Origin of the sequence: Variovorax davisae, from assembly GCF_030316845.1 — a bacterium.
Taxonomy (GTDB): Bacteria; Pseudomonadota; Gammaproteobacteria; order Burkholderiales; family Burkholderiaceae_C; genus Variovorax; species Variovorax davisae.
Map to the genome: position 1 here is coordinate 276,557 of NZ_JASZYS010000003.1, position 19,370 is coordinate 295,926.

The 19,370-nt window shown below is 62.1% G+C and carries 15 protein-coding genes; 6 read left to right on the forward strand and 9 right to left on the reverse strand.

Going from position 1 to position 19,370, the window contains the following annotated elements; genetic code table 11:
- Window positions 1-4: 4 nt before the first annotated feature.
- The 3 genes from QTI33_RS08820 to QTI33_RS08830 all read right to left on the reverse strand — a co-directional run bounded on the left by QTI33_RS08820 (window position 5) and on the right by QTI33_RS08830 (window position 4,465).
- A complete protein-coding gene (locus QTI33_RS08820; protein WP_286505404.1) occupies window positions 5-2,398 on the reverse strand; it encodes an AsmA family protein in 2,394 nt (797 codons plus the stop codon).
- Between the two features lie 805 nt (window positions 2,399-3,203).
- The gene (locus tag QTI33_RS08825; RefSeq protein ID WP_286505405.1) at window positions 3,204-3,764 is read right to left on the reverse strand and encodes a hypothetical protein; all 561 of its coding nucleotides are present in this window, start codon (window positions 3,762-3,764) and stop codon (window positions 3,204-3,206) included.
- Window positions 3,765-4,267: 503 nt separating this feature from the next.
- The gene (locus QTI33_RS08830; RefSeq protein ID WP_286505406.1) at window positions 4,268-4,465 is read right to left on the reverse strand and encodes a CsbD family protein; all 198 of its coding nucleotides are present in this window, start codon (window positions 4,463-4,465) and stop codon (window positions 4,268-4,270) included.
- 909 nt (window positions 4,466-5,374) lie between these two features.
- Between QTI33_RS08830 and QTI33_RS08835 the strand changes: the two genes are divergently transcribed.
- Window positions 5,375-5,650, forward strand: a complete 276-nt coding sequence (locus QTI33_RS08835; protein ID WP_286505407.1) for a hypothetical protein — start codon at window positions 5,375-5,377, stop codon at window positions 5,648-5,650.
- Between the two features lie 24 nt (window positions 5,651-5,674).
- Here QTI33_RS08835 and QTI33_RS08840 read toward each other — a convergent pair whose 3' ends face one another.
- Window positions 5,675-5,989 (reverse strand): hypothetical protein, encoded by a 315-nt coding sequence (locus tag QTI33_RS08840; RefSeq protein WP_286505409.1) that lies wholly within the window; start codon window positions 5,987-5,989, stop codon window positions 5,675-5,677.
- Window positions 5,990-6,493: 504 nt separating this feature from the next.
- Here QTI33_RS08840 and QTI33_RS08845 point away from each other — a divergent pair.
- A complete protein-coding gene (locus QTI33_RS08845; RefSeq protein ID WP_286505410.1) occupies window positions 6,494-6,712 on the forward strand; it encodes a hypothetical protein in 219 nt (72 codons plus the stop codon).
- 128 nt (window positions 6,713-6,840) lie between these two features.
- The gene (locus tag QTI33_RS08850) at window positions 6,841-8,214 is read left to right on the forward strand and encodes an MFS transporter (RefSeq protein WP_286505411.1); all 1,374 of its coding nucleotides are present in this window, start codon (window positions 6,841-6,843) and stop codon (window positions 8,212-8,214) included.
- 786 nt (window positions 8,215-9,000) lie between these two features.
- Here the strand turns inward: QTI33_RS08850 and QTI33_RS08855 are convergent.
- Window positions 9,001-9,270 carry a GlsB/YeaQ/YmgE family stress response membrane protein gene (locus tag QTI33_RS08855; RefSeq protein ID WP_286505412.1) on the reverse strand — a complete coding sequence of 90 codons (270 nt, stop codon included), beginning with the start codon at window positions 9,268-9,270 and terminating at the stop codon, window positions 9,001-9,003.
- A gap of 260 nt (window positions 9,271-9,530) precedes the next feature.
- Here QTI33_RS08855 and QTI33_RS08860 point away from each other — a divergent pair, with 260 nt between their 5' ends.
- The 3 genes from QTI33_RS08860 (at window position 9,531) to QTI33_RS08865 (ending at window position 11,461) form a co-directional block, all read left to right on the forward strand.
- The gene (locus QTI33_RS08860) at window positions 9,531-10,025 is read left to right on the forward strand and encodes a hypothetical protein (protein ID WP_286505413.1); all 495 of its coding nucleotides are present in this window, start codon (window positions 9,531-9,533) and stop codon (window positions 10,023-10,025) included.
- An 844-nt stretch (window positions 10,026-10,869) separates the two neighbouring features.
- On the forward strand, window positions 10,870-11,067 hold the full coding sequence (locus tag QTI33_RS35105) for a DUF3606 domain-containing protein (RefSeq protein ID WP_353506313.1): 198 nt from the start codon (window positions 10,870-10,872) through the stop codon (window positions 11,065-11,067).
- 127 nt (window positions 11,068-11,194) lie between these two features.
- A complete protein-coding gene (locus QTI33_RS08865; RefSeq protein WP_353506314.1) occupies window positions 11,195-11,461 on the forward strand; it encodes a response regulator in 267 nt (88 codons plus the stop codon).
- 687 nt (window positions 11,462-12,148) lie between these two features.
- On the opposite strand, the gene QTI33_RS08870 is transcribed toward QTI33_RS08865, so the two are convergent.
- The 4 genes from QTI33_RS08870 to QTI33_RS08885 form a co-directional block, all read right to left on the reverse strand.
- Window positions 12,149-12,748: a hypothetical protein gene (locus QTI33_RS08870; protein WP_286505414.1), complete on the reverse strand. Its 600-nt coding sequence runs from the start codon at window positions 12,746-12,748 to the stop codon at window positions 12,149-12,151.
- Between the two features lie 801 nt (window positions 12,749-13,549).
- On the reverse strand, window positions 13,550-13,795 hold the full coding sequence (locus QTI33_RS08875; RefSeq protein ID WP_286505415.1) for a hypothetical protein: 246 nt from the start codon (window positions 13,793-13,795) through the stop codon (window positions 13,550-13,552).
- Window positions 13,796-14,053: 258 nt separating this feature from the next.
- Window positions 14,054-14,863, reverse strand: a complete 810-nt coding sequence (locus tag QTI33_RS08880) for a hypothetical protein (RefSeq protein ID WP_286505416.1) — start codon at window positions 14,861-14,863, stop codon at window positions 14,054-14,056.
- A gap of 287 nt (window positions 14,864-15,150) precedes the next feature.
- Window positions 15,151-18,381 carry an autotransporter family protein gene (locus QTI33_RS08885; RefSeq protein WP_286505417.1) on the reverse strand — a complete coding sequence of 1,077 codons (3,231 nt, stop codon included), beginning with the start codon at window positions 18,379-18,381 and terminating at the stop codon, window positions 15,151-15,153.
- Window positions 18,382-19,370 lie beyond the last annotated feature (989 nt).

Consider the following 19,370-nt stretch of genomic DNA (forward strand, 5'->3'; position numbering starts at 1 on the left):
CTCGTCAAATGCGAGCTTGCGAGCGCCGACTATCATTTAGAGCCACGGAGTGGTGAGCATTCTGAAAACTTCGTACGAAGCTCGCGATCCCGGTCGGCAGCCCCGTCGCATCCGGCCAAGGGCATCGGCTGTGAATCCAAGACATGCGGCAAGGGCCCGGTGGGGCCGGGCACTCGCACTGGCTTCGGTAGGTGTTGCGAACTGAACGATCCAGGCTATGTTTGGGCGCGTCCCAGTTGTCGTCCGGGTAGGGCGCCGGGTACGCGCAACGCCAACCAGCGTGCAGATCGTACAAATCGAGCGGCTCGGCCCCATCGCAGCGCCTCAGAACCGGCGACGACCTCATGGCTTCGCGCCCACCGGGCTGCGGGCGGTCTTCGGCCCGCCCGCCTGGCGCGCCGCACCCGACACTTGGCGCTGGACGTCGCCGCAATTGGTTTCTTCGCCCGGCCCGGTTTCGATCAGGGGCACGAGGGCGGCCAGCGGGTTGACAGCCGCGAGCCCGAGTGCTGCGCCCAGGCGAGCCGCGAGCGGACCCTTCACGACCGAATGCCGGCTGCTTGAAGGAGCCGTGCAGGCGCACCGGTGTGCGCAGCGACAGCAGCCCGAATTCCTTGGGCTTGGGCGCGACGGTCATGTCGAAGCGCTCGTGTTCGAGATCGAAGCTGCCGCTGCCCAGCACCTGCGTCTGCTCGGTGTCGACGACGAAGAGCGTGGACTTGCCGCGGCCCTTGGCGACGTCGAAGTTCACGCCGCCGCAACGGATCACGATGTCCTTGTCGCCGCCGGCCAGCAGCGCGAGCACCTTGCCGCCGTTGAGTCCGCTCGCCGCGTCGAGCAGGTTCGAGATCCTGCCGTTCACCACGGTGGCGGCGATGCGACCGTCGGCCTTCGCGGCCGCGTCCGCGATCGAGTTGCCCGTGCCCTTGAGTCGAAGCGTGGCGCCGACCCGGCCCGCGCCCTTGGCGATCAGGGCCGAGCTGTCGGGCAACAGCTCGGCGACGCGAATGCGCTGCAGGTCGACCTGCACGTCGGACTTGATCGTCGGCTCGCGCGCATCGAGGGCGACCTTGGCCGCCAGCGTGCCGCCGGCGAAACCGAAGTCGAGCGGGTCCACCCTGAGCTGCGCATCGCGCAGCCGCAGCGAGGCCTTGAGGCTCTCCAGGGGCAGCGCGTCGGGCACCACGAGCTTGGTGGCGACCAGGTCGACCTCGGCATCGATCTTCTGCAGCCGGCTGCCATCGAAGCTGCCAGCGGGCAGCACATGGTTCGGGTCGTCCGCTTTCTCCTTGGCCTTGGCGGCCGGCCGGTTGCTCGTCTCGGCCTGGGAGGCCTTCGGCTTGCCGCCGCTTTCCTTGGTCTGCACCCCGACCAGCGGACCCAGGTCGGCCATGTCGAGCAGCTTGCTGTGGAGGTCGGCCGTCAGCAGCGGACGCGGCTTTCGATCGACGTAGGCGCCCTTGCCGGTCACGTCGGTCGAGCCGATCTTGCCGGCGAGATCGTCCATCGTGTAGCGATTGCCCTTGAGCACGAGGTGGCCCTGCAGCCGGTACGGCGGCGAGGCCGGCAGGGGCAGCAGCAGGAACGGATAGAGGTTGGCGAGGGTCTGGCCTTCGATGCGGAGCTTGACGTCGATGCCCGAGATGTTCGCGGCATCGGCGATCGTGCCGTCGACCGCCACCCGTGTGGTGCCGGCATCGAGCCGGCCCTGCAGCGGGAACGGAACGCCCGATTCCTGAAAGCTCAGCACGTCGCCCGTGAGTGCCTGGCCCGAAAACTTCGCCTTGTGGTAGCTGCCCTTGAAGTCGTACTGGGTGGTGGAGCGGCTGTTGTCCGGCTTGGCGTCGGCGTCCTTGGATTTCTGCTGCGCCGCCGGGTCGAAGGTCGTGCCCTGGATGTCCAGGTCGAAGGGCTCGCCATGGTCGATGTAGCGCAGCCGGCCGTGGTCGACCGAGAGCGTGCTGATGCGCAGCTTGCTGGGCGAGGTATCGGAGGGGTCGGAGAGGATCCAGTTCTTCCGGTTGTCCGGCAGCCGCTCGAAGACCAGGTTGGGCCGCGTGAGCGCGACCCTCGGCACCAGGATCTTCTCGGGCAGGTCGCGCAGCGAGACCGAAAATTCGACCATCTCGACCTGGGCCATGGCGGGCTCGTCCTTCGACCACGCGGCGTTGCCGAAATAGACATCGCGCATCCGTATCGTGGGCGTCAAGCCGAGCCTGACGTGCAGGTCCGAAGTGCGGAATTCGCGCTCGGTCTTCTTCGAGATGTAGCGTTCGAGCGGTGGGCGCACCCAGTTCCAGTCGAACAGCAGCACGAACGCGACGAGCAGCGCAACGAGCGCCGCCAGGGTGGCCCAGACCGGATGGCGGCGCAGCAGGTTGGGGCTGGGCGAGGGCATGGGAATTCAATGCGAGTACACGAACGAAGGCCATCATTGCCAAGCGCGTTGGAACCGGGCGTCGGACGACAACCCTTTGCGGCGCAGCGGGCTCCTGTCAGACCGCCCATCCCAACAGTGCCCCAACATCGGACGGCCTAAAACACTCCTAAGATTTCACGCCCCTGGAGTATCGTCCTCCCGGCCGAGTGGCGGTGCAGGGCCATGACATCGGATCATGCCTTGCGGGTCATGAGGCCTTCGCTGCGCGCCGATTCTCGCGCCGCACGCCCGCTGGAACTTCTTCGTATATTGGCGATTGAAATCGCGCAGATGGCTCCCAGTGCCGACGCACCGAACGCAGCCCTGCCGCCTCCCTTCGAGCGACGCCTTCACGGCGTCGGGCGTCAGGCCCATCGCGCCACGGGAAAAAGCCCCGAGCGCTTCGCTTGCAACCCTGGAACCTCCCACAGTGCCTCGGCGCGCTCTCGCGCAGCCTGGAAAGTCATGCGGTCGAAGGCCTCCGATGCTCCTCCTGCTGCGCCGCAGCGGCCTCGGATCGAGGCTTGATCGATCCAGTCGCCCATTTGCAGAGGTACCGCGCCATTGCGCTGCTGGCGGCTGCAGCGCGTGGTGCTGGCAAGATGGCAGTAGGTCTTCCGTCGCGAGTGGCACCTTCGGCCAGGATCGGCCACGTGTCGCCGTCGAGCTCGATGCGAGTCATGCAGCTTCCCGGGTGATTTTGGCGATAGCGCTGCTCAGAACCGCGAATTGCACGGGAACTTCCAGCCGAGTGTGGGCCAGCCCCAGACTTCCCGCCCCTTCGTCACCCAGACGTGTAGTCCGGCGCGCGGTTGCTCGGCATGATGTCGCGCGGATCGGCGCTCAGCATTGCGAAAAACTGCTCCTTGGAAATCGCCTCCATGCCCTCGGGCATCGCCGGCCCCCGCGTCTGCGCGTTCATCGCACCGCCTTGCTCTGCGTTCGCCATCGAGGCATCTACCGTCCGCAGGGTGCCCCCGTTCAACGGGTGGTCTGGGTCAGCAGCGGGAACATGAAAGCCAAGGCCGAGCCGGCGACCATGGCCTGATGCTGGGCCTCTGTCACGCCCCCTCCCCACATTGAGGCGGTCGACCAGAATCCGCGCCTCGGCCAGTTCCATCGCCTGCCCGTCAAAGCCGGTCACGTAGTAGCCGCGCTCCCCTGCCTTGATCAAAACGATTCGGCGCCTGGTTCGTTGCTCGGCACCAGCGCATAGCAAAGCAGCGGGAGTTTCGACAGCTTTCTTGCCCCCGCCCCCCCCGCTGCTCTGGTGAGCCTCGGGAGGTGCGGAAGGAACGGCCGCGGTGAAAAGAGTGTTGGTGATTCGTGTGGTCGCTCCGCTCATGACTGGCCTTCTGGTGTGGGTTGAAAAAATCTGCTCTTCGGAGCCGCCTCGACGCATGGCCAGCGACAGTCAAGCGCTGTAGGAAGGAGCGGAGCGGAAGCCGCAGCCCGAGAGCGAAGCGAAGGGACCGGGTGAGGACGAGGACGAGCGCACGCGCAGGGATGCCGCTATGCGTCGGAGAGAGGCGGAGCGAAGGGCAGATCAGCCACACCGCCGTGACAGTGAAGCCGAGAGGGTTCGCGATGGCGTCAGTGACCATCTGGAGCGAAACGACCCCACCGACGCCGGCGCCGGCGTCGGAGGAGCAGGTGTTGGTCTTCGGCGGCCCTGCTGGGTCGCGTGCTTCAGGGATTGGTGCCCGCAGGGGTGACGAACTCGATGCGCCGCACCGAAAGCCCGACCGGCAACAGAAGAGGGGCACGGGCCGTCGAATGCCGCGGCCAAGCCCGTGAAGGTCGAAGCTCACGTCCTCGAGCAACAGCGCCAACTCGCTGTCGAAAACCTCACGGCTTTTTCGTCAGGGTCTTGCCCGCGTCTTTGGCAGCTTCCTTCACATCGCCAACTTTCTTTTGGACCGACCCAGCGGCCTTGTCGGCCGCTCCTTCGGCTTCCATCTTGTCGCTGCCAACGACCTTGCCGACTGTCTCCTTGACGCTGCCCTTGGCCTTCTCTGCAGTACCCTTGACTTGGTCTTTGTTCATGCTGATCCTAGGTTGCGTGGCGGATTGCCACTCTAGCAATTTGCGCTTGCCAAACAGCGCATTTGTGGGACGCTTTCTCAATCTGAGGCGTCCTTCGGCCTACGGTTGCACACCGATTCTGTGGATAAGGTGAGCATATTTCTCCTTGGCCGATGCATTGATCTGGTCGGGGTCGGCGTTTGAGCCCTTTTGCAGTGGCCTGCTCAAATAAAAGGCAACCGCTGCCGAGGCAAGGTTAGTCTCCCGCGATGGGTTGCTTGTGGCTACATTGCCTTGCTCCTTTTACTCATCACTCGCGAAATTGATGGGCTGGGATGGCTTCCGCGTAACTACCCATTCAGGAAACACCATGCAGGCGAATGTCGAACTGAGAAAGCTGAAGTCGGCGGAGGTCCGGTCGCGGATCGAACCCCGAGCTCAAAGAAAAACCTGTCGAAGTGCTCACTAGCCTGGGTCTGGACCTGAGCGATGCGATCCGACTGTTCCCGCAAAGTGGTGGATGAGAAGGGCTTGCCCTTCCTGGCACCACGACGCAGCGAAACCCGAATATCTGTTCGATGCGCTCGAAAGCCCGGGGACACCGCCTTCCGCGAGCTTTAAGAGGGGGCGTCGGTTCGATAGCACCGGCCGAAGCCCCCCGCGGCCCCGCCAAGTGAGGCCTGGGGATCGATTCCCCAAAAAGAGATCCGCGGTAGATGTGCTCGCCGCGGCTTTGCTTCCATTGGTCTTCGAAATGAAGGGCGTCGCCGTCATTTTTCGCAAGGTACAGGGCTCTTGCTCTCACTTGCGCATGCGGCACTTAAAAGCGTCAGCGCAGTGGGTCGCTGCCTACAGCTTTGCAGGCGGGGCTCCGATTGCGGCCTGAATCTCTGGCGAGAATCTGATTTTTTTAAATATCAGGAGACAAACATGAAACTTTTTACGACAGCCCTTTTGGGCCTAGGCATGGGGCTGGCTATCGGCAGCGCCTTCGCCCAAGACGCGATGAAAAAGGACGGCTCAACCAGCGGTACGACCATAGTCATGACCATGCAGCAGTGCAAGGAGCACATGGCCATGTCGCCGGCCGGCGCGAAAACGAACGATGTTCAGATGAAGAAGGACGCCATGTGCGCCGACCTCATGAAAAAGGATGGCGCTTCCATGACGAAGAGCGGCACAGCTGGCGAGCCCATGAAGAAATAAGGCGAGACTTCAGGGCGGGGCTGCCTATTGAAGCGCTTGGCGGACACGATCGGCGGCCGATCGCAGCCGCTGCGCCCAGTTGCCATTCGATTGACTGCTCCCCCTTTCCTCGTCCGGATAGCGGCTGGATTCGAGTTCCTGCCTGCCCTTGTCGGTCACGGCCAGCACTTGAGCGGTGTGTTCAGGTCCAGCTAGCGAGTCGGGGCCGGTCCGAGCGGGCACAAATGCAATCACCAAGCCGGCGGCGCGAAGAAGCCTGATCTGGTCGATTTCGTCAGGCGACCGGAAAGACTTCGGCAGCGGTGAAGACGCAATCTCTCTCAAAAGGTCGATGGCCATTTCAACTCCCTGCAGGAATGACAGAGGGAAAAATAGAGGAACGGACCGCCGGCATCGAGGAAACCAACTAGGATGATGGCGCTGAAGCATCCTCTACCAGCGCCCGCAGACCGGTTCTTTGCAGGCTACGCCACCCGCATGAACCGTGCATGACTTCGCACGCGTTTCCAGGGGAAAGGGGCGGATTTATCTCAAAGGAGGCCCCTGCTGGGGGGGTAAGTAACGGTCGTAGCAACACGTGATCGACGGGCGACTGTCGTAACCGTTACGACGTGAAAGGTTTGCTCCCATATTCGCGCGCCGCCCCACATCCGACATCCGGTGTGAGACGCAAGTCGTTGATCTAGGTTGACCTGCACGGCCCCGCCGACCGCCCTCGCGCGCGAATGGCACCGAGTCGTGCCTCTCAGTGAGCAGCAAATCCCCACAAATGCTCACACTGTTGGCGCGAGGTCCTTCGCCAGGCGACAACCCAATGCGTGTGCAAACCAACAGAATCCAGAGATGACTGAAGTAACGGCGCTGAAAATCTTGCGGGACGCTCGGAATGAGGTGGTCAAGACCGGGATGAGCGTCACCGTGGCAGGCTACAGCGTGAACGTGCTGATGATGCCCAAGCTGGCAGGCTCCGGCCAAGGAGCGAGCTTCCTCGTTCATGGCGGCGAAGTATTACTGGCTGCTGCCGTTGCAGCCATTGCAGAGTCGCAAAACCACGTCGCCTAGCCGACACCGAATGCTCTCGCTCCGCCCTCAACATTCCGTCTCGCCCGAAGAGTTGGAGGCCGGCAAGCGCTCGCTGGTCTGGGACGCGGGCTGGGGTAGCGTCACACGCGGCTTTGTCCGGCGGCGTTGTGCTCGTTGCGTTCGCACTCAGCTTGGGTGCTGGCCCGCTGACGATCGGTTTGCTCGCCGCCATACCCTTTGCGGTGCAAGCAGCGCAGCTTCCCACCATCTTCTTGGTGGAGCGGCTGCGGCAACGCAAGAAGATCAGTGTGACGGCGCCCACCACGGCTCGCATCATCATCTTCTTCCTTGCGTTTTTGCCGTTCGCTCCGCAAGGTGTGCGGTTGCCCTTGCTCGTCGTTTCTCAGCTGTTGATCGGGTTGCTGGGTGCTGTCGTTGCCTGCGCCGTCAACTCTTGGTTTCACCAGCTATTGCCCGTGGCGAGTCTGGGGAAGTTCTTCGGGCGGCGCCTACTGGCAGCCAGCTTGATGGCCTGCGCCAGCACTTTGGTGGCGGGCTTCCTGGTGGACCATCCTCCATTCCAGGTAAGCAACTACGCCTTCGCGATGGCATTTGCTGGTGCGGGCATCGCGGGAATGATCAGCACGCTCTTCCTAGCGCGCACGCCTGAGCCGGTGATGCATTCAGGGGCGCGAAAGATCCCGCTGCGAAAAATGCTGGACGAGCCGCTGCGGGACCCAAACTTCCGTAGCCTTCTGTTCGTCCTTGGGAGTTGGAACTTGGCGAGCAACCTGGTCGCGCCTTTCATCACCGTCTATCTGCTGCAGCAGCTAGGCTACAGCCTGAGCACAGTCACCGCCCTATGGGTCACAAGCCAACTGGCTAACGCGGCCGCGCTTTTCCTCTGGGGCGAGCTCTCCGATCGACTTTCGAACAAGGCCATCTTGGCGGTGGCGTTGCCGGCGTACTTTGTAGGTACCCTCGGCCTCGTATTCGCCGATCTTGGTCATTCCGCTCGTTTCGAACTGTTCCTGCTGTACCTGCTGCACGTCGTGATGGGCTTCGCCTCTGGTGGAATTGGTCTCGCCACAGGGAACCTCGGGCTCAAGTTGGCGCCGCAGCACCGAGGGACGTCCTACTTGGCTGTGATCGGCTTGGTGGCCGCAGTTGCCGGGGGCATCGCACCCATCGCCGGTGGCGCGATCGCACAGTATTTCACCTACAGCGAACTCACGGTCGTGATGCGCTGGCTGTCACCGGCGCGCACAAACGAAGTGGCGCTGCTGAGCTTTGCGCATTGGGAGTTCTTGTTCGCCCTGTCTGCCGTGATGGGCATGTACGTCATGCACGCACTTTCCCGCGTCCGTGAAGGCGACGAGATCAGCGAGCGGGTGGTGGTCCAGGAGCTTGCGCTGGAGGCGCTGCGCACGGTCAATCACCTCTCGTCGCTGGGAGGCGTACTGGGCGGGGTATTCTCGTTCGCCAGGATTTCCAAATGGCGACGGGACAGTCGACGCGGCGGCCCAAGTCGGCAGGCATGAGGACTGCGATGGTTGCTCCCGGACGCCGTGGACTGCGCCAACGCGATCGGCCATCTGTGTGTGCTAATTTAAACGGCCAAGGCAAACGACATCGAGCTATCCGCTATCTCGGGGACGCTGCGCGCTTCAGCTCGATGAAGATGACGCGGCGCGCGTCCGCGTGGCCCACCACGCAATGCCTCACACTCGCTGAAGGGCCCACCCGCCATATGCCGGTTCCGCTACTGGTCGTGAAAAACAAACTCAACCGTTCATCGATTGCGACGACTTCGGGTAGCCTCCATACAGTAGAACGGAACGACTCAAAGCGATGTCCGCGTCTGGAGAAAAGGGCCAGTCGACTGAGGTTTGTCAGGGGTTAGTTCAGGAAAACGCAGCCGGCAGTCGGATGGACTCCCCTTTGGGTTCACGTGGTTGGTGAGGCGTTCGGGTGGGGAGTCCATTCCATCTGAGCTGACTTGAAGGGCGTCACGGAAGGGCGGCCTCCCACTAGCGAGAAAGGTAACTAAGGCACGCGCGAAGCTTAACTCGGTCCAGTTGGGTCCAGCTCGCCCGTTGCAGCAGTACAGGGCGCCCATTTAGCAGCGCGACATTCACATCATAAGCATCGACTCTGCCCGTCGCAGGTACCCGGCCGCACCTCTGATCTCGATGGTGACTGCGAGTTTGTCGATGGACACCACCTCGATGCCTTGGCATCCCCCAAACCTGGCGAGCGAGGGGACCTAAATCGGCGGCTCGGAACCAGAGCCAAGCATGAAGGCCCCCTCCTTGCTCGCGCCGACCTTAGCGTACTGCGCCTCGTCGAACCAGGTTGACGATCGCCAGAAGGATCACCGCGCCTATTAGGGACGCCAGTAGTCCTCGCAGGCTGAAATCATTCTGGTTGATCGTTCCTGCCCCCAGAAGCGGGCCCACCAACCATCCGCCCAAGATTGAACCCACAATCCCGACGACGACATTCAAGATCATGCCTTGCTGAGCATTGGTTTTCATAATCATGCTGGCTACCCATCCGATGAGACCTCCGATCACAAGCCAAATCATTAGATTCATGACGTCCTCCTGTTGAAAAACAGCGAGCGTCAAGTCTCCTCATCCTCTCATCTATAGGACATGCCTTTGAGAATCCGTAGGCAGCAACCTGCACGGGAAAGGCCGTTGCAAGGCAGTTCCTCAAGAATCCTTGCGCTCGCATTTGTCCCTAGGCACCCCCACCTACAGCGCAACAGGGTACATGGCGACAGTCGCTCCCACGAAATAGCGAAATATCAATTTCCGTGCAACGCCGTTGCCCGCTTTCAGGAAGTAAACCTATGGACTACTCATCGAACACAAGTGCCCCCAATGCGGGACGAGATGCGAAGAACGCAGCGTCCGACGCCGCAAACGGTGTCAAGGGTGGAGCCGACGTCCCCGATCAGACACGGCAATCCGGCTCCAATGCCGCGGGCCAGCTGCAGCAGGCCGGTGAGAAGGCCGTAGACGCAACCAAAGCGTACGCCCAAGCCGCCGTGGATGCGGCTGGACGCAAAGTGAGCGACGTAAAGTCGCAGCTTGAAACTGCCAAGGCTAGCGCGACCGAGTACATCAACGAGGACCCGGTTCGCGCGGTGAAGATGGCAGCGATCGGTGGGGCGGTGCTGTCGGCCGCGCTGGTATTTGCTCACACGCCGCAGCCGGTGAGCAAGAGCCCCCGGTCTCCCCGTCAAGCCGCAGCACGGCTGGATTTGGCCGTGAATGAGATGGTTCGTGGTGACGCGTTGATGAGCGAACTGCCGAAGGCGCTATCAATAGCCAAGCGGCTGTAGCGGCCTGGGTAGCCGACCATTCGGCTGCTAGCGCCGCGAAGCCAATAGGATTGAGCTTTGGATGCTTCGCGACGTCCTTATTCTGGCTCTGTTGAATCAGAAATACCATGAGGCTGCCGATGCACTCTTAATCTCGACTTGGTGAAAGGCGCGACAACAGGACGACGAGGGGCCGACAAAAGTTGCGCGGAAGATGTCCGGCGATCAATAGCCAACCTTATTCATCTCCTCGATCACCTCTTTCGTCAGGTCGTTTTGAGGAGATCCATAAAGCATGTCGTCCAAGACGAAATTCAGCCCTCGCCGCTCTGCGAGGTGCCGGACTGCGGTCGCAGTGCTTGCTGAAACTTTTCGTCTTCCTCCCGGCGGCGACGCGTGTCGGCATCCACCCACCCAGGGCGCTCGGCGGAGAACCCCGATGCGCCCGGAGGGGACGTCCCGAAGAGCGCCGGCATCGCTAGCTTTGGGGTCCACGTCGCGGGTATCCAGTGCGAGGCCTCCTTCAATTATCCGCCGCCTGCTCAAACCCGCCTCTTCGTCACGTCCTGCCGTCAATGTACCCTCCTTGCTCTGCGGCAGCCGAGTTGCCGAGAGCAAGCAGCGCAGATAAGACCAAGGCGTATTTTAGGCGACCAGCAACCATGCTCGCAGGGTGCTTGTGGGTAGGCGGGTCCCTGACAGAGGCAGGCTCTAGCACTTATCGGTCAAGTCCTATTCGGGAGTGCGGTAAGGGGCAAAGGCACGTTGCCGACTTTTTCAGTTGGAGAGTACACATTGTCAGCGCTTTCTTCCGGTCGACGTGCCGTCCCGCGCCCAACGTTCACATCGGGCTCAGACTTGCAGGATGCACCATTATCGAGTTTCCGAACAAACCGTCATTGTCTTGAAAGAGCCTTGGCAGCTTGAATACTGGTGTCGCAAGATGGGTGTCACCGAGACAGATCTCAGGTTGGCAATGCGAGCAGCTGGCAAAAACTCGGTCGAGGTTCGACGGTATTTGGACCGCCCGGCCGAGCTTCATTGGGGGGAGCGATGGGAATAAGAGTCAATGCCGAGGACGAAAAACTGGGAAGGGGTGTTCTACCCCTCACCGTGTTCTTGGTCGAAGACAACGAGAAATCCGTGATCATCTAATCCCTGCGCTGGCGGATCTGGGCGATGCAAATGTATTGGCAATTGCTCAGTCTCAAGGTGAAGCTGTCCATTGGCTCGCAGGCCACAAAGGGGAATGGGATCTGGCGGTGGTAGATCTTTTCCTGGCAGAAGGCTCTGGGATTGAGGTCGTGCGGTGGTGCCAGGGGCGCGAGACCCATCAGCGCGTCGCTGTCCTAACCAATTACTCCACGGAGAGTGTGCGAAAGACGTGCCTCGATGCCGGAGCGGATGCGTTCTTCGATAAGTCAACACAGCTCGACGAGTTTTTCAATTCTGCCTAAAACGACCTGAAGCTAAGTCGGCCTCCCTCGCCCCGAAGCCGTAAATAGGTGGGCGCCTACTTGAAACAAAGAGCCCCCGCCCCGTGAAGGTGACAGCCGACGTCGACGTTGTCCGCTCACATAGGAGGCGAGGCAATGGCAGACTACCAGAAGGGCTCGAAGATCCACTCGAGATCCTTTGCCGCGATTCGCTAGCTTGCGTCCTGCACCGACCCCGCAACCCGAGCGCAACGCCTCGTACAGCTGCACGTCTCCAGACGTTGAAGGTCGCGCCGCCCAGCGCATTCGCGAGTTGCCCGCAGCGCTTGGGTCGCAAGCCTCGGACAAGGCGGCCACTTCGAACTTCGCGCTCGCAGCAGACCTGCCGGCAAACGGCCAGGCGCCCTCCTGGTGGGCGACGACGCCGCGCCCGCGGACAGCGGGGCGCGCTTGTGTGCGTCATCGAGACGATGCGGCGGTCTGCTGCGCCCGCTCGACGGAGGGCTGGGCCGCTGCCGGTTACGCGTCGGCTGATGAGTTCCTCAGTAACCCGCCCGCTCGCGAGGTGGCTTGCCTGTTGCTCGACGTGCAGTTACCGGGCTGTCCGGTCCGCAGCTTCAAAAACAGCGCCTGCTGGAGCGCGGCGGCGCGCCATCATCCAGCTGGCGTAGCGAGTGATGCGAGATCGTGTCACGCCGTGATGCCGTCTTAGCAATTGGCGCGAATGCGCCGTATCAAGGTCTCCCGGCCAACTCGCTCGGTTTCAACGAACGCAGTCCCTTCGCACGTTGTCCTAGAAACTCGATAGCTGTACTTTGCCTCGATCACGCTAGCATCTATGGAGCGGATCGACCGAACGAGGAGCGGCCGATCGAATGAGCCATAGAACCTTGAGATATTGGCCTCGTTGTATGGGCCGAGGCCACGCTTGGCAGGGACGACAAACGCTGCCGCCGTCCTGCCATCCGCAGCGGACAGAGCGCGATAGAAATCTTTCACAGCCTGAACTTGGCGATCGGAGTTCAAATCGCGAGGCGAAGCGATGCTGGTTGGCGCCGGGGATTTGACGACCGGCGCCTTGCCGGCCGGGGCACCGGGCAGCGAAGCGGCTGCAGCTCTGGGCTCCGGGGTGGGGTCTGCTGCCGCAAGGGGAGGCGGCGATGAGCGCTGTGGGGCGGCCGCCACGACCTCTTTGGTTACAACCTTTGGGGCCGTCGCTTCAGCCGACTGCATCAACTTGCGCGGAGGGGCGGAAGGCTTGCCCATGGCGTGCAGAAACCAGACCATGAAGCCGATCGACATGACCATGCCCAGCGCTCCGAGTTGCAACCAGAACGCCTTGGTCTCGGAGGGCAGTAAGGGTTCCCCATGACTAGATTCCGACTCTCCGATGGATGCACTGCGCATTCGTGGCGACAACGCCTTCATCGCCTCAAGCGCGGAGGGACCGGATGGCACGAATCCGGGCAGCTTCCGCGCGCACCCGATACAAAACATCGCAGCTGTACGGTTGCTTTGCCTGCAGTGTTCACAAAGCGTGGACATGGATGGTCGCCTTGACTCGAGTTCCCTCTAACTTACAGGAAGGAACGAGCTTGTATATCGGCGCCTTCCTACCGCATGCGTTCAGGTGTTCGTGGCGTGCCAGCGGAGGCGGCGGGTACTCAGGCGTTCAGCCTCGCGATAAAGGTCATTGCAGTAGCAGGTTGCGAGCGCGAAAATGAGGAACCACCGCCATTGACCGCCGAGCCTTTGCCAGCGGGCTTAGAGGGCACGAGAACTTCCACCCGTGCGCACGGAGACTTCGTGCTGAGTCTGGGAGTTCCTGACAGTGGCAGATATCTGCTTGGAGTGCTCCGTTTGGGCGATGTGGGCAACGACGGCATCAGCCGAAATTCTGCCATCCGCCACCCAAGTGACGCCGAGCAGCAGGCAGGCCGGCGCAATGGCGTTCCGGAGCCTGGTCAGCATCCCTGTTAGTTGGTCCAGTTCGACCGACCGAAAGGGAGCGACGCGGGTAGTTGAACCCTGATGAGCGCTCGGTCATTCAGGCAAGCGATGTTCGATTGGAGGTCGATGGGAAGGTCCGGTATTGGCCTGCATTCTGACCTAGCCGCGCATCATCCAGTAGACGAGGGCTCCGGCAAGCAGCCCGTAGAAGGCCATGCCGATGAGAGCAAGCCCGGCGCGGGTAACCACGCGCCGACCACCGAGGACGAACGACAGCGAACCCGCCGCCGCGTGAAGCCGTGCCTCATTGGCGTTCAGCGCCTCGCCGCGCCACTTTCCGAACGAAAGAAGCGAGACCAGCGCCTTGTCGGTCAGCACAAACAGTAGCTCAACGAGAGAGTCCATGGGAAAGAGGTCAACGGTGAATCTTTGCTGAGGGCCGATTGTTGCCTGCCTCGTGGTCAGTGCGCACGCGCCTAGGGATTCACGCTCGACCGTCCGCAGTTCGCCGCTCGCGGTGTTGCCCGCATCCTGCCACATGAGCTAGCGTGGCCGCTCCGGTTCGTCCGGACCTGCATCGCTGCGGTTGAACTCTCATCAAAATTGAGGAGGAAACCGCGTCTGCTGCCTCGCTCAAGCCGGTCGTGGCCCACGGCCTGTCGGTCAATGCAACGGTTGCGAAAAACAGATAGCGGCGCCTCTTGTCCGACTTTTGGCCGTCGAGAACGTCGGGCTCTGTTCGGCCTTCGACGCTAACCCCGCTGTCCAAATTGTCGGGAAGTCTCGGCGCATTTCTTCTGCGATCTCCCTTAACCATTCCTGTTGGCCGCACTCTGCAAGTTCCCGTACGAGGGACATCGTCAACCCTGGAAGCGTCGCTTCGACTATGACCCGGCACTGATTGAGAAGAAAAGGCAACTCGTAGTGCGCCCCTAGGAAAATCTTCGCCAAAGCTTCGACGCAGGGCGTTTGCGGTTGGCCACGGACATATCGGATCGCTTCGTCAGAAACCTTCCTCCGAACGTACGTCTCCGGTTTCGTCCGTCGCTCTGAAGCGGACGATGACGTCCAGTTGTGGAGCATTGCCCCTGTCCTCTTCTCGGCGTCCTGCGGATCCCGAAAGCTCAAGCTAGCCTGCTGAAGGACATCCCGAATCCGTGCCGTCGTTCTGACGCCTATCGCCTCATGCTCCAGCACTTCGTCTTCACGCGCCTCCGAAAAGTCCTCGAGGTAGTAGATGCCGATCTCCTTGAGCGCGCTGGAGATGGAAAGGCGCAGCCCTAACTCTTCGATAGGCATTTCGGGCCGCGGGCGTGGGCCCAAGCGGCTGCTCTGCCTTCGAGCCAAGGCCTGTGCGTCCGCGTGAGTTCTCTTGGCTTCGCGGATGGCGGAGCGGATGCCTGCAAAGCAGGCGACGAGCTCGCTGTCGGGCAGCTGAGAGAGATCATTCAGGGTCACGATCGTCAATCCCATTTGAGGCCTCCTTCAGGTCAAGGGCGGCGCGGGCGCCCCCTACGGATTTTCCTCTTCAGCAGAGCTCTCGTGAATCGCCCAAGCAGGCAGGCCAAGTTGCACCAAGGGTGCACAACATACAGCCCACGGGGCTCATAGGGCTTCAGGGAACTCCGATAGGACATGGGGTATTGATGTCAGGCGGAGTGGGGAATTTGGTTAACCGGATGCGGTCGGCTAACTTCCGACCAACCAGCCGTGGTTGGTATGCGGTCCACACCGGCAGGCCACACCCTCACGTCAATCCACTACCAGGTGTACCTGGCACCCAGCCGCACCGCCGTGTCACTGTAGTTTTGGCTGCCCCACTGGTAGCCCAGGCTTCCCCAGGCGGTCCAGCCCTGGCCGAGTTGAGTATTCGCTCCGACCTTCACCTCGTAGCGGTTCTTTGGATACAGATCTTTCAGCGTCACCTGATTGAACGCCAGAGCGTTGCCGACCCCGTCGTGCCACCAGTTCAGTGTCAGGTAGGGCTGCATCCGCTTTCCCGAATCACTGCTCCAGCTGCGGTAGGCGCGCAGCCCCAGTCGGGAGACCCAACCGCTGCCGTCGTTGCCGCCGATACGGGTTCCGTTGGCCTCGGTGATGTCGTGCTCGGTGTAGTTGACATAGACGAGTTGCGCCTGCGGCTCAAGGATCCAATCGCTGCCCGGCTGGATGCGCATGGCATAGCCCGTTTCGCCCGACAGGGTCAGAGCCGTCGAGTTGTAGCGCACCTCGGGTAAGCCATCGCCTTTCACGCTGTTCTTGAACCACCCGTAGTTGCCCCAGACGTCGGCATACCAGCCCAGCTTGTTCTCGTGGTTCTCGAACCACGTGCCGTAAGCGCCGACACTCCAGCCGTCCGCTTCGCCTCTGGCCTGGGCAACGTTACCCTCGGCCGTCGCGTCGTTGCGAGCGCTGCCGTAGCCCAGCATGCCACCCAGGTACAGGCGGCCCTGGTCTCCGCCGACCGACCAGCGAGAGATGTAGCCCCCGCCTTGGAGCAAGGTGCTGTTGGTATCCGCAGAAAAATTTCCGTCCCGACTGGCCGTGTCTCCGCTCCTGCCCACGAGGCGCAGCCAGCCGGAGCGACGTGCGTCGCCGAATGGATCAGGACTCTGAGGCCCGGCAGCCTGAGGCTCTCCGAGCCGATCGTTCAAGCTATGCACGAACATGCTGCCGGCTTGGCGCTGGTTGGCAAGGTAGGCGGCGACCTCGGGGCGGTATAGCGGAGCCGCAATCAGTGGCGGTATCACCTCGGGGCTCGGCGGTCCAACGGTCGGCGGCGGGACCGTCGGCGGCGGAAAGATCGCGCGCTGAGAGCGCAGGTACCATCCCTGCGGGTTGCTTACGTCGATGCTGCTGCGGGACAACTGATACTCGTACGGACCCTCGACCACCCGGTTGCTGAGAACGAAAGCACCCGGCGCCGTACTGCCGCCATTGATCGTATCGACCACCTGGATGCCGTTGCCCAGCGTCACGGCGCCTGGGCCGCCCGCCGAGGCGACGTGCAGGCCCGTCAGCCCGGTCGCTGTTCCGCCGTCGATGACCAGGCGGTCGGACGGTGAACCATCGGCGCCGAGGTAAGTGTTGAGGCTCATCGTGCCACCTGCGCCCACGTAGTTGACAGCCGTCAGCGTCTTGTAGCTCGACTGAAGGCTCGCGAGACCGCGCGGCGCGCTGAAGACGATCATGCTCGGGTCGTTGACCAGGCGGGTTACGTTCGACGAGCCCGTCACGTTCCACCGTGCATTGTTCTGCAGCGTCATGTTCGAGGCGCTGCCAGCGTCGGTCAGCGCGGCCCCCGTCAGCGTTGCCGCGTCGGCCACGAGATTGAGCGTGCCGGTGCGGCCCCCCGCGCCGGTAACCTGGAAGAGCGTGCCGTTACCGCCGGCTACCTGCACACCGGTGGAAAGGGATAGGTTCAATTGCGAGCCTGCCACCTGGACCGCGGTCGATTGGGTGCTCGACAGGCTTCCGCCTGCGATCGAGACCCTGTTTTGCCGAGTGGCGCTCGTGGTACCGGAGAACAGGCCATAGCTTCCCGGACCTTCGGCTCGTATCGCGCTGCCTGCCGCGTTGATGGTGCCTCCGGTGAAGGCCGCCAGCGCATGGGCGCCACTGCCCGCGGTGGTGACGGTTGCGTTCTGCAGCTGCAGCGCCGGCGCCTCGGCGACGAAGGGACTTCCGGTCGCCACGGCGCCGTGCGATGCAAGCCCGGAGGTTGAAATCGTGCCGTTGGTGAATGTCAGCGTGCCAGCGGTTGCCGGCGAATAGACAGATGTGGAGGTGTGCACGCCATAGGCGCCATTGGCCGGCACAGCGATCGAGAGGTCGTTGGCGTCGAGAGTGCCTCCAAGCGCGAACAAGCCAGCCCCCTGGCGCAAGAAAGTTGTCTGAAACGACGCCCCGCTGTTCTCGATGATCCTGACGATTCCGCCGTTCGAATCGGAGACGGAGATGCTCGAACCCGTGATGGTGACCTTCGACAGCGTGTCTGCGACGACTCCCATGCCAGCGCCCTGGACGCGTGCGCCGCTCACCGTGACCTGCGCGCCCCGGGTGGCAGTGATGCCGGTTCCGGCGATGCCGGAGAAATTGATAGCTACGCCGTCTATAGTGCCGGCGGGAACGACGGTGTTGTCGATGACGACGCCTGCCGATCCGCCGTTCACTGGGGCCACGTTGCTGATGCTCAACGGCGCCGTCGAGGGGCCGACCCGCACAAGTCCCCCGTCGGACATGTAGATCCCGGTCACGTCATGGCCCGTGTTGGAGATGATGGTGCCATCCCGGGCGTCGATGACGCTGCCTGGATCCACGGCGATCAACGCCGCTCCGCCCGGCGCTGCGTCCGGACCGCTCAGCACGAGGCGGCTGGCGTTGATCAGGTTGACCGTGCTGCCGGTGTCTGCGCGCACGCCGTATGCACTCTTGGAAAAGTTGGACGTCAGATCGAGTCCAAGGGTGACCGACGAATTCTGAATGGCTCGCAGGCCGTAGCCCGACACGTTTGTCCCCGCCGTCACGTTGTTCAGGATGACCGGGATGCCCGTGCCTAGGCTGCCTGAGATAACGCTGTTGTTGATGCTGATGCCAAGCAGGCCGGTGGTGCTGGCATTGACCGAAACAGGGGTGTTCGACCCGAGCAGGACCTTACCGCCGTTGATCATGTCGACGCCGTGCCTGGTGGTCGCCGTGCTGACTGTGGCGCCGGGCGTGAGGTCTATCACAGTGCCGAGGTTCGTGGCGGAGACAGCCGCACTGGTATTCGAAGCGCTCAGCGCCGTTGCGGGCGCCACGGCGCAAGCGCCGGAAGCAAGGGTGATATGGCCCGACACGATCGCGCAGGGCTGCGCTTGGACCGATCGGAAGTAGAACCCCAGACCTAGCGCAGAAAGCGTCGCTACGCGAACGAGATGCCGTACCTCGATCATCGACTTCTCCTTCTCCTGAATGCCCATCGCCTCCGTAGAGCATTCTGCGAGCTTCATTCGCGAAGCGTCAAATAACCGCGCGGTGGACGCCGACGCCGAAGGCCGGCTTATGGCCAGCGACTCGGCCGCCCGCATGCCTCGAGGTTATGGAAAGCTCACCACATGAACGCAAATTGGTCCACAACTTTGATACGCCCTTTTGGCCTTTTACAGTTGTGGGCCGCGAGCCAACAAAATCAAACCTTGCGCACCTACTACGACCGCCATTCGGTCAAGCAGGTCAAAGTTGCTGCGCCCTGCCCGCTCTATGCTCGAGCTTGGGGACCCATCCGAATGTCCAGTTTAGGCGCGGTCTAAACAGCCCGGTAGTCAGATGATGCTGAACGGGACGTCTATCGAGAGCGGGCTGCCGCATACGTCGATGAAACTGGCATGCAGCTATGGCGCCCACGGCGCGATTGCGAACGCGCTCAATGGCGTGCGTGGCTCGATTGGAACGGGCGGTTCGATTCGCACGGCAGGAAATACTGCGTACAGCGCAGTTGATTAACGGAAATAACCAATTGGTTTCTTTGCACGAAGCTATTTGCGATGGCAGACTCAGATCCCAGGGTCGGCCATCCTCACGACGCCCGAACACTTGTGAACGTGTCGGCTGCCAACCACGCTTCGCACGCATGTACAAGCTTCGGGACACTTCTATCTGCAACGCTGCTAAGGGCAGCTGCCTTCCCGCAAGCCGCCCTTGTTTCCACGCTGCCGGAGCCCGATTGAAGTTTTCGCTGAAGGGGCGCCCTCGAGGTGGAATTCCCGGCATGCCGGTGGACGCCACCGGCCTCGCCACTGATGTTCGGTCCCCGAGCGGACGAATCACTGAATCGGAAGGCAAAAAAGTTCGGCAGACACGCGAGCAGTCGCCTTGCAGCTGCTGTCCCCCAGTGCTAGACAGGGTTAACTACGTCAGCTCGAAGATTTTCGATGAAAGTTTGAAGCACGAACCATCTCCCGACTGGCCAATAGCGGTCGGCGTTCAACTCTCTCGTATC

Bases quoted from the DNA above. Each gene is read 5' to 3' on its own strand.
- QTI33_RS08845 (WP_286505410.1), top strand. From the start codon at position 6,494: ATGACTGAAGTAACGGCGCTGAAAATCTTGCGGGACGCTCGGAATGAG.
- QTI33_RS08835 (WP_286505407.1), top strand. From the start codon at position 5,375: ATGAAACTTTTTACGACAGCCCTTTTGGGCCTAGGCATGGGGCTGGCT.
- QTI33_RS08880 (WP_286505416.1), bottom strand. From the start codon at position 14,863: ATGGGATTGACGATCGTGACCCTGAATGATCTCTCTCAGCTGCCCGAC.
- QTI33_RS08875 (WP_286505415.1), bottom strand. From the start codon at position 13,795: ATGGACTCTCTCGTTGAGCTACTGTTTGTGCTGACCGACAAGGCGCTG.
- QTI33_RS08870 (WP_286505414.1), bottom strand. From the start codon at position 12,748: ATGGTCATGTCGATCGGCTTCATGGTCTGGTTTCTGCACGCCATGGGC.
- QTI33_RS08885 (WP_286505417.1), bottom strand. From the start codon at position 18,381: ATGAAGCTCGCAGAATGCTCTACGGAGGCGATGGGCATTCAGGAGAAG.
- QTI33_RS08830 (WP_286505406.1), bottom strand. From the start codon at position 4,465: ATGAACAAAGACCAAGTCAAGGGTACTGCAGAGAAGGCCAAGGGCAGC.
- QTI33_RS08855 (WP_286505412.1), bottom strand. From the start codon at position 9,270: ATGAATCTAATGATTTGGCTTGTGATCGGAGGTCTCATCGGATGGGTA.
- QTI33_RS08840 (WP_286505409.1), bottom strand. From the start codon at position 5,989: ATGGCCATCGACCTTTTGAGAGAGATTGCGTCTTCACCGCTGCCGAAG.
- QTI33_RS08820 (WP_286505404.1), bottom strand. From the start codon at position 2,398: ATGCCCTCGCCCAGCCCCAACCTGCTGCGCCGCCATCCGGTCTGGGCC.
- QTI33_RS08860 (WP_286505413.1), top strand. From the start codon at position 9,531: ATGGACTACTCATCGAACACAAGTGCCCCCAATGCGGGACGAGATGCG.
- QTI33_RS08825 (WP_286505405.1), bottom strand. From the start codon at position 3,764: ATGAGCGGAGCGACCACACGAATCACCAACACTCTTTTCACCGCGGCC.
- QTI33_RS35105 (WP_353506313.1), top strand. From the start codon at position 10,870: ATGCACCATTATCGAGTTTCCGAACAAACCGTCATTGTCTTGAAAGAG.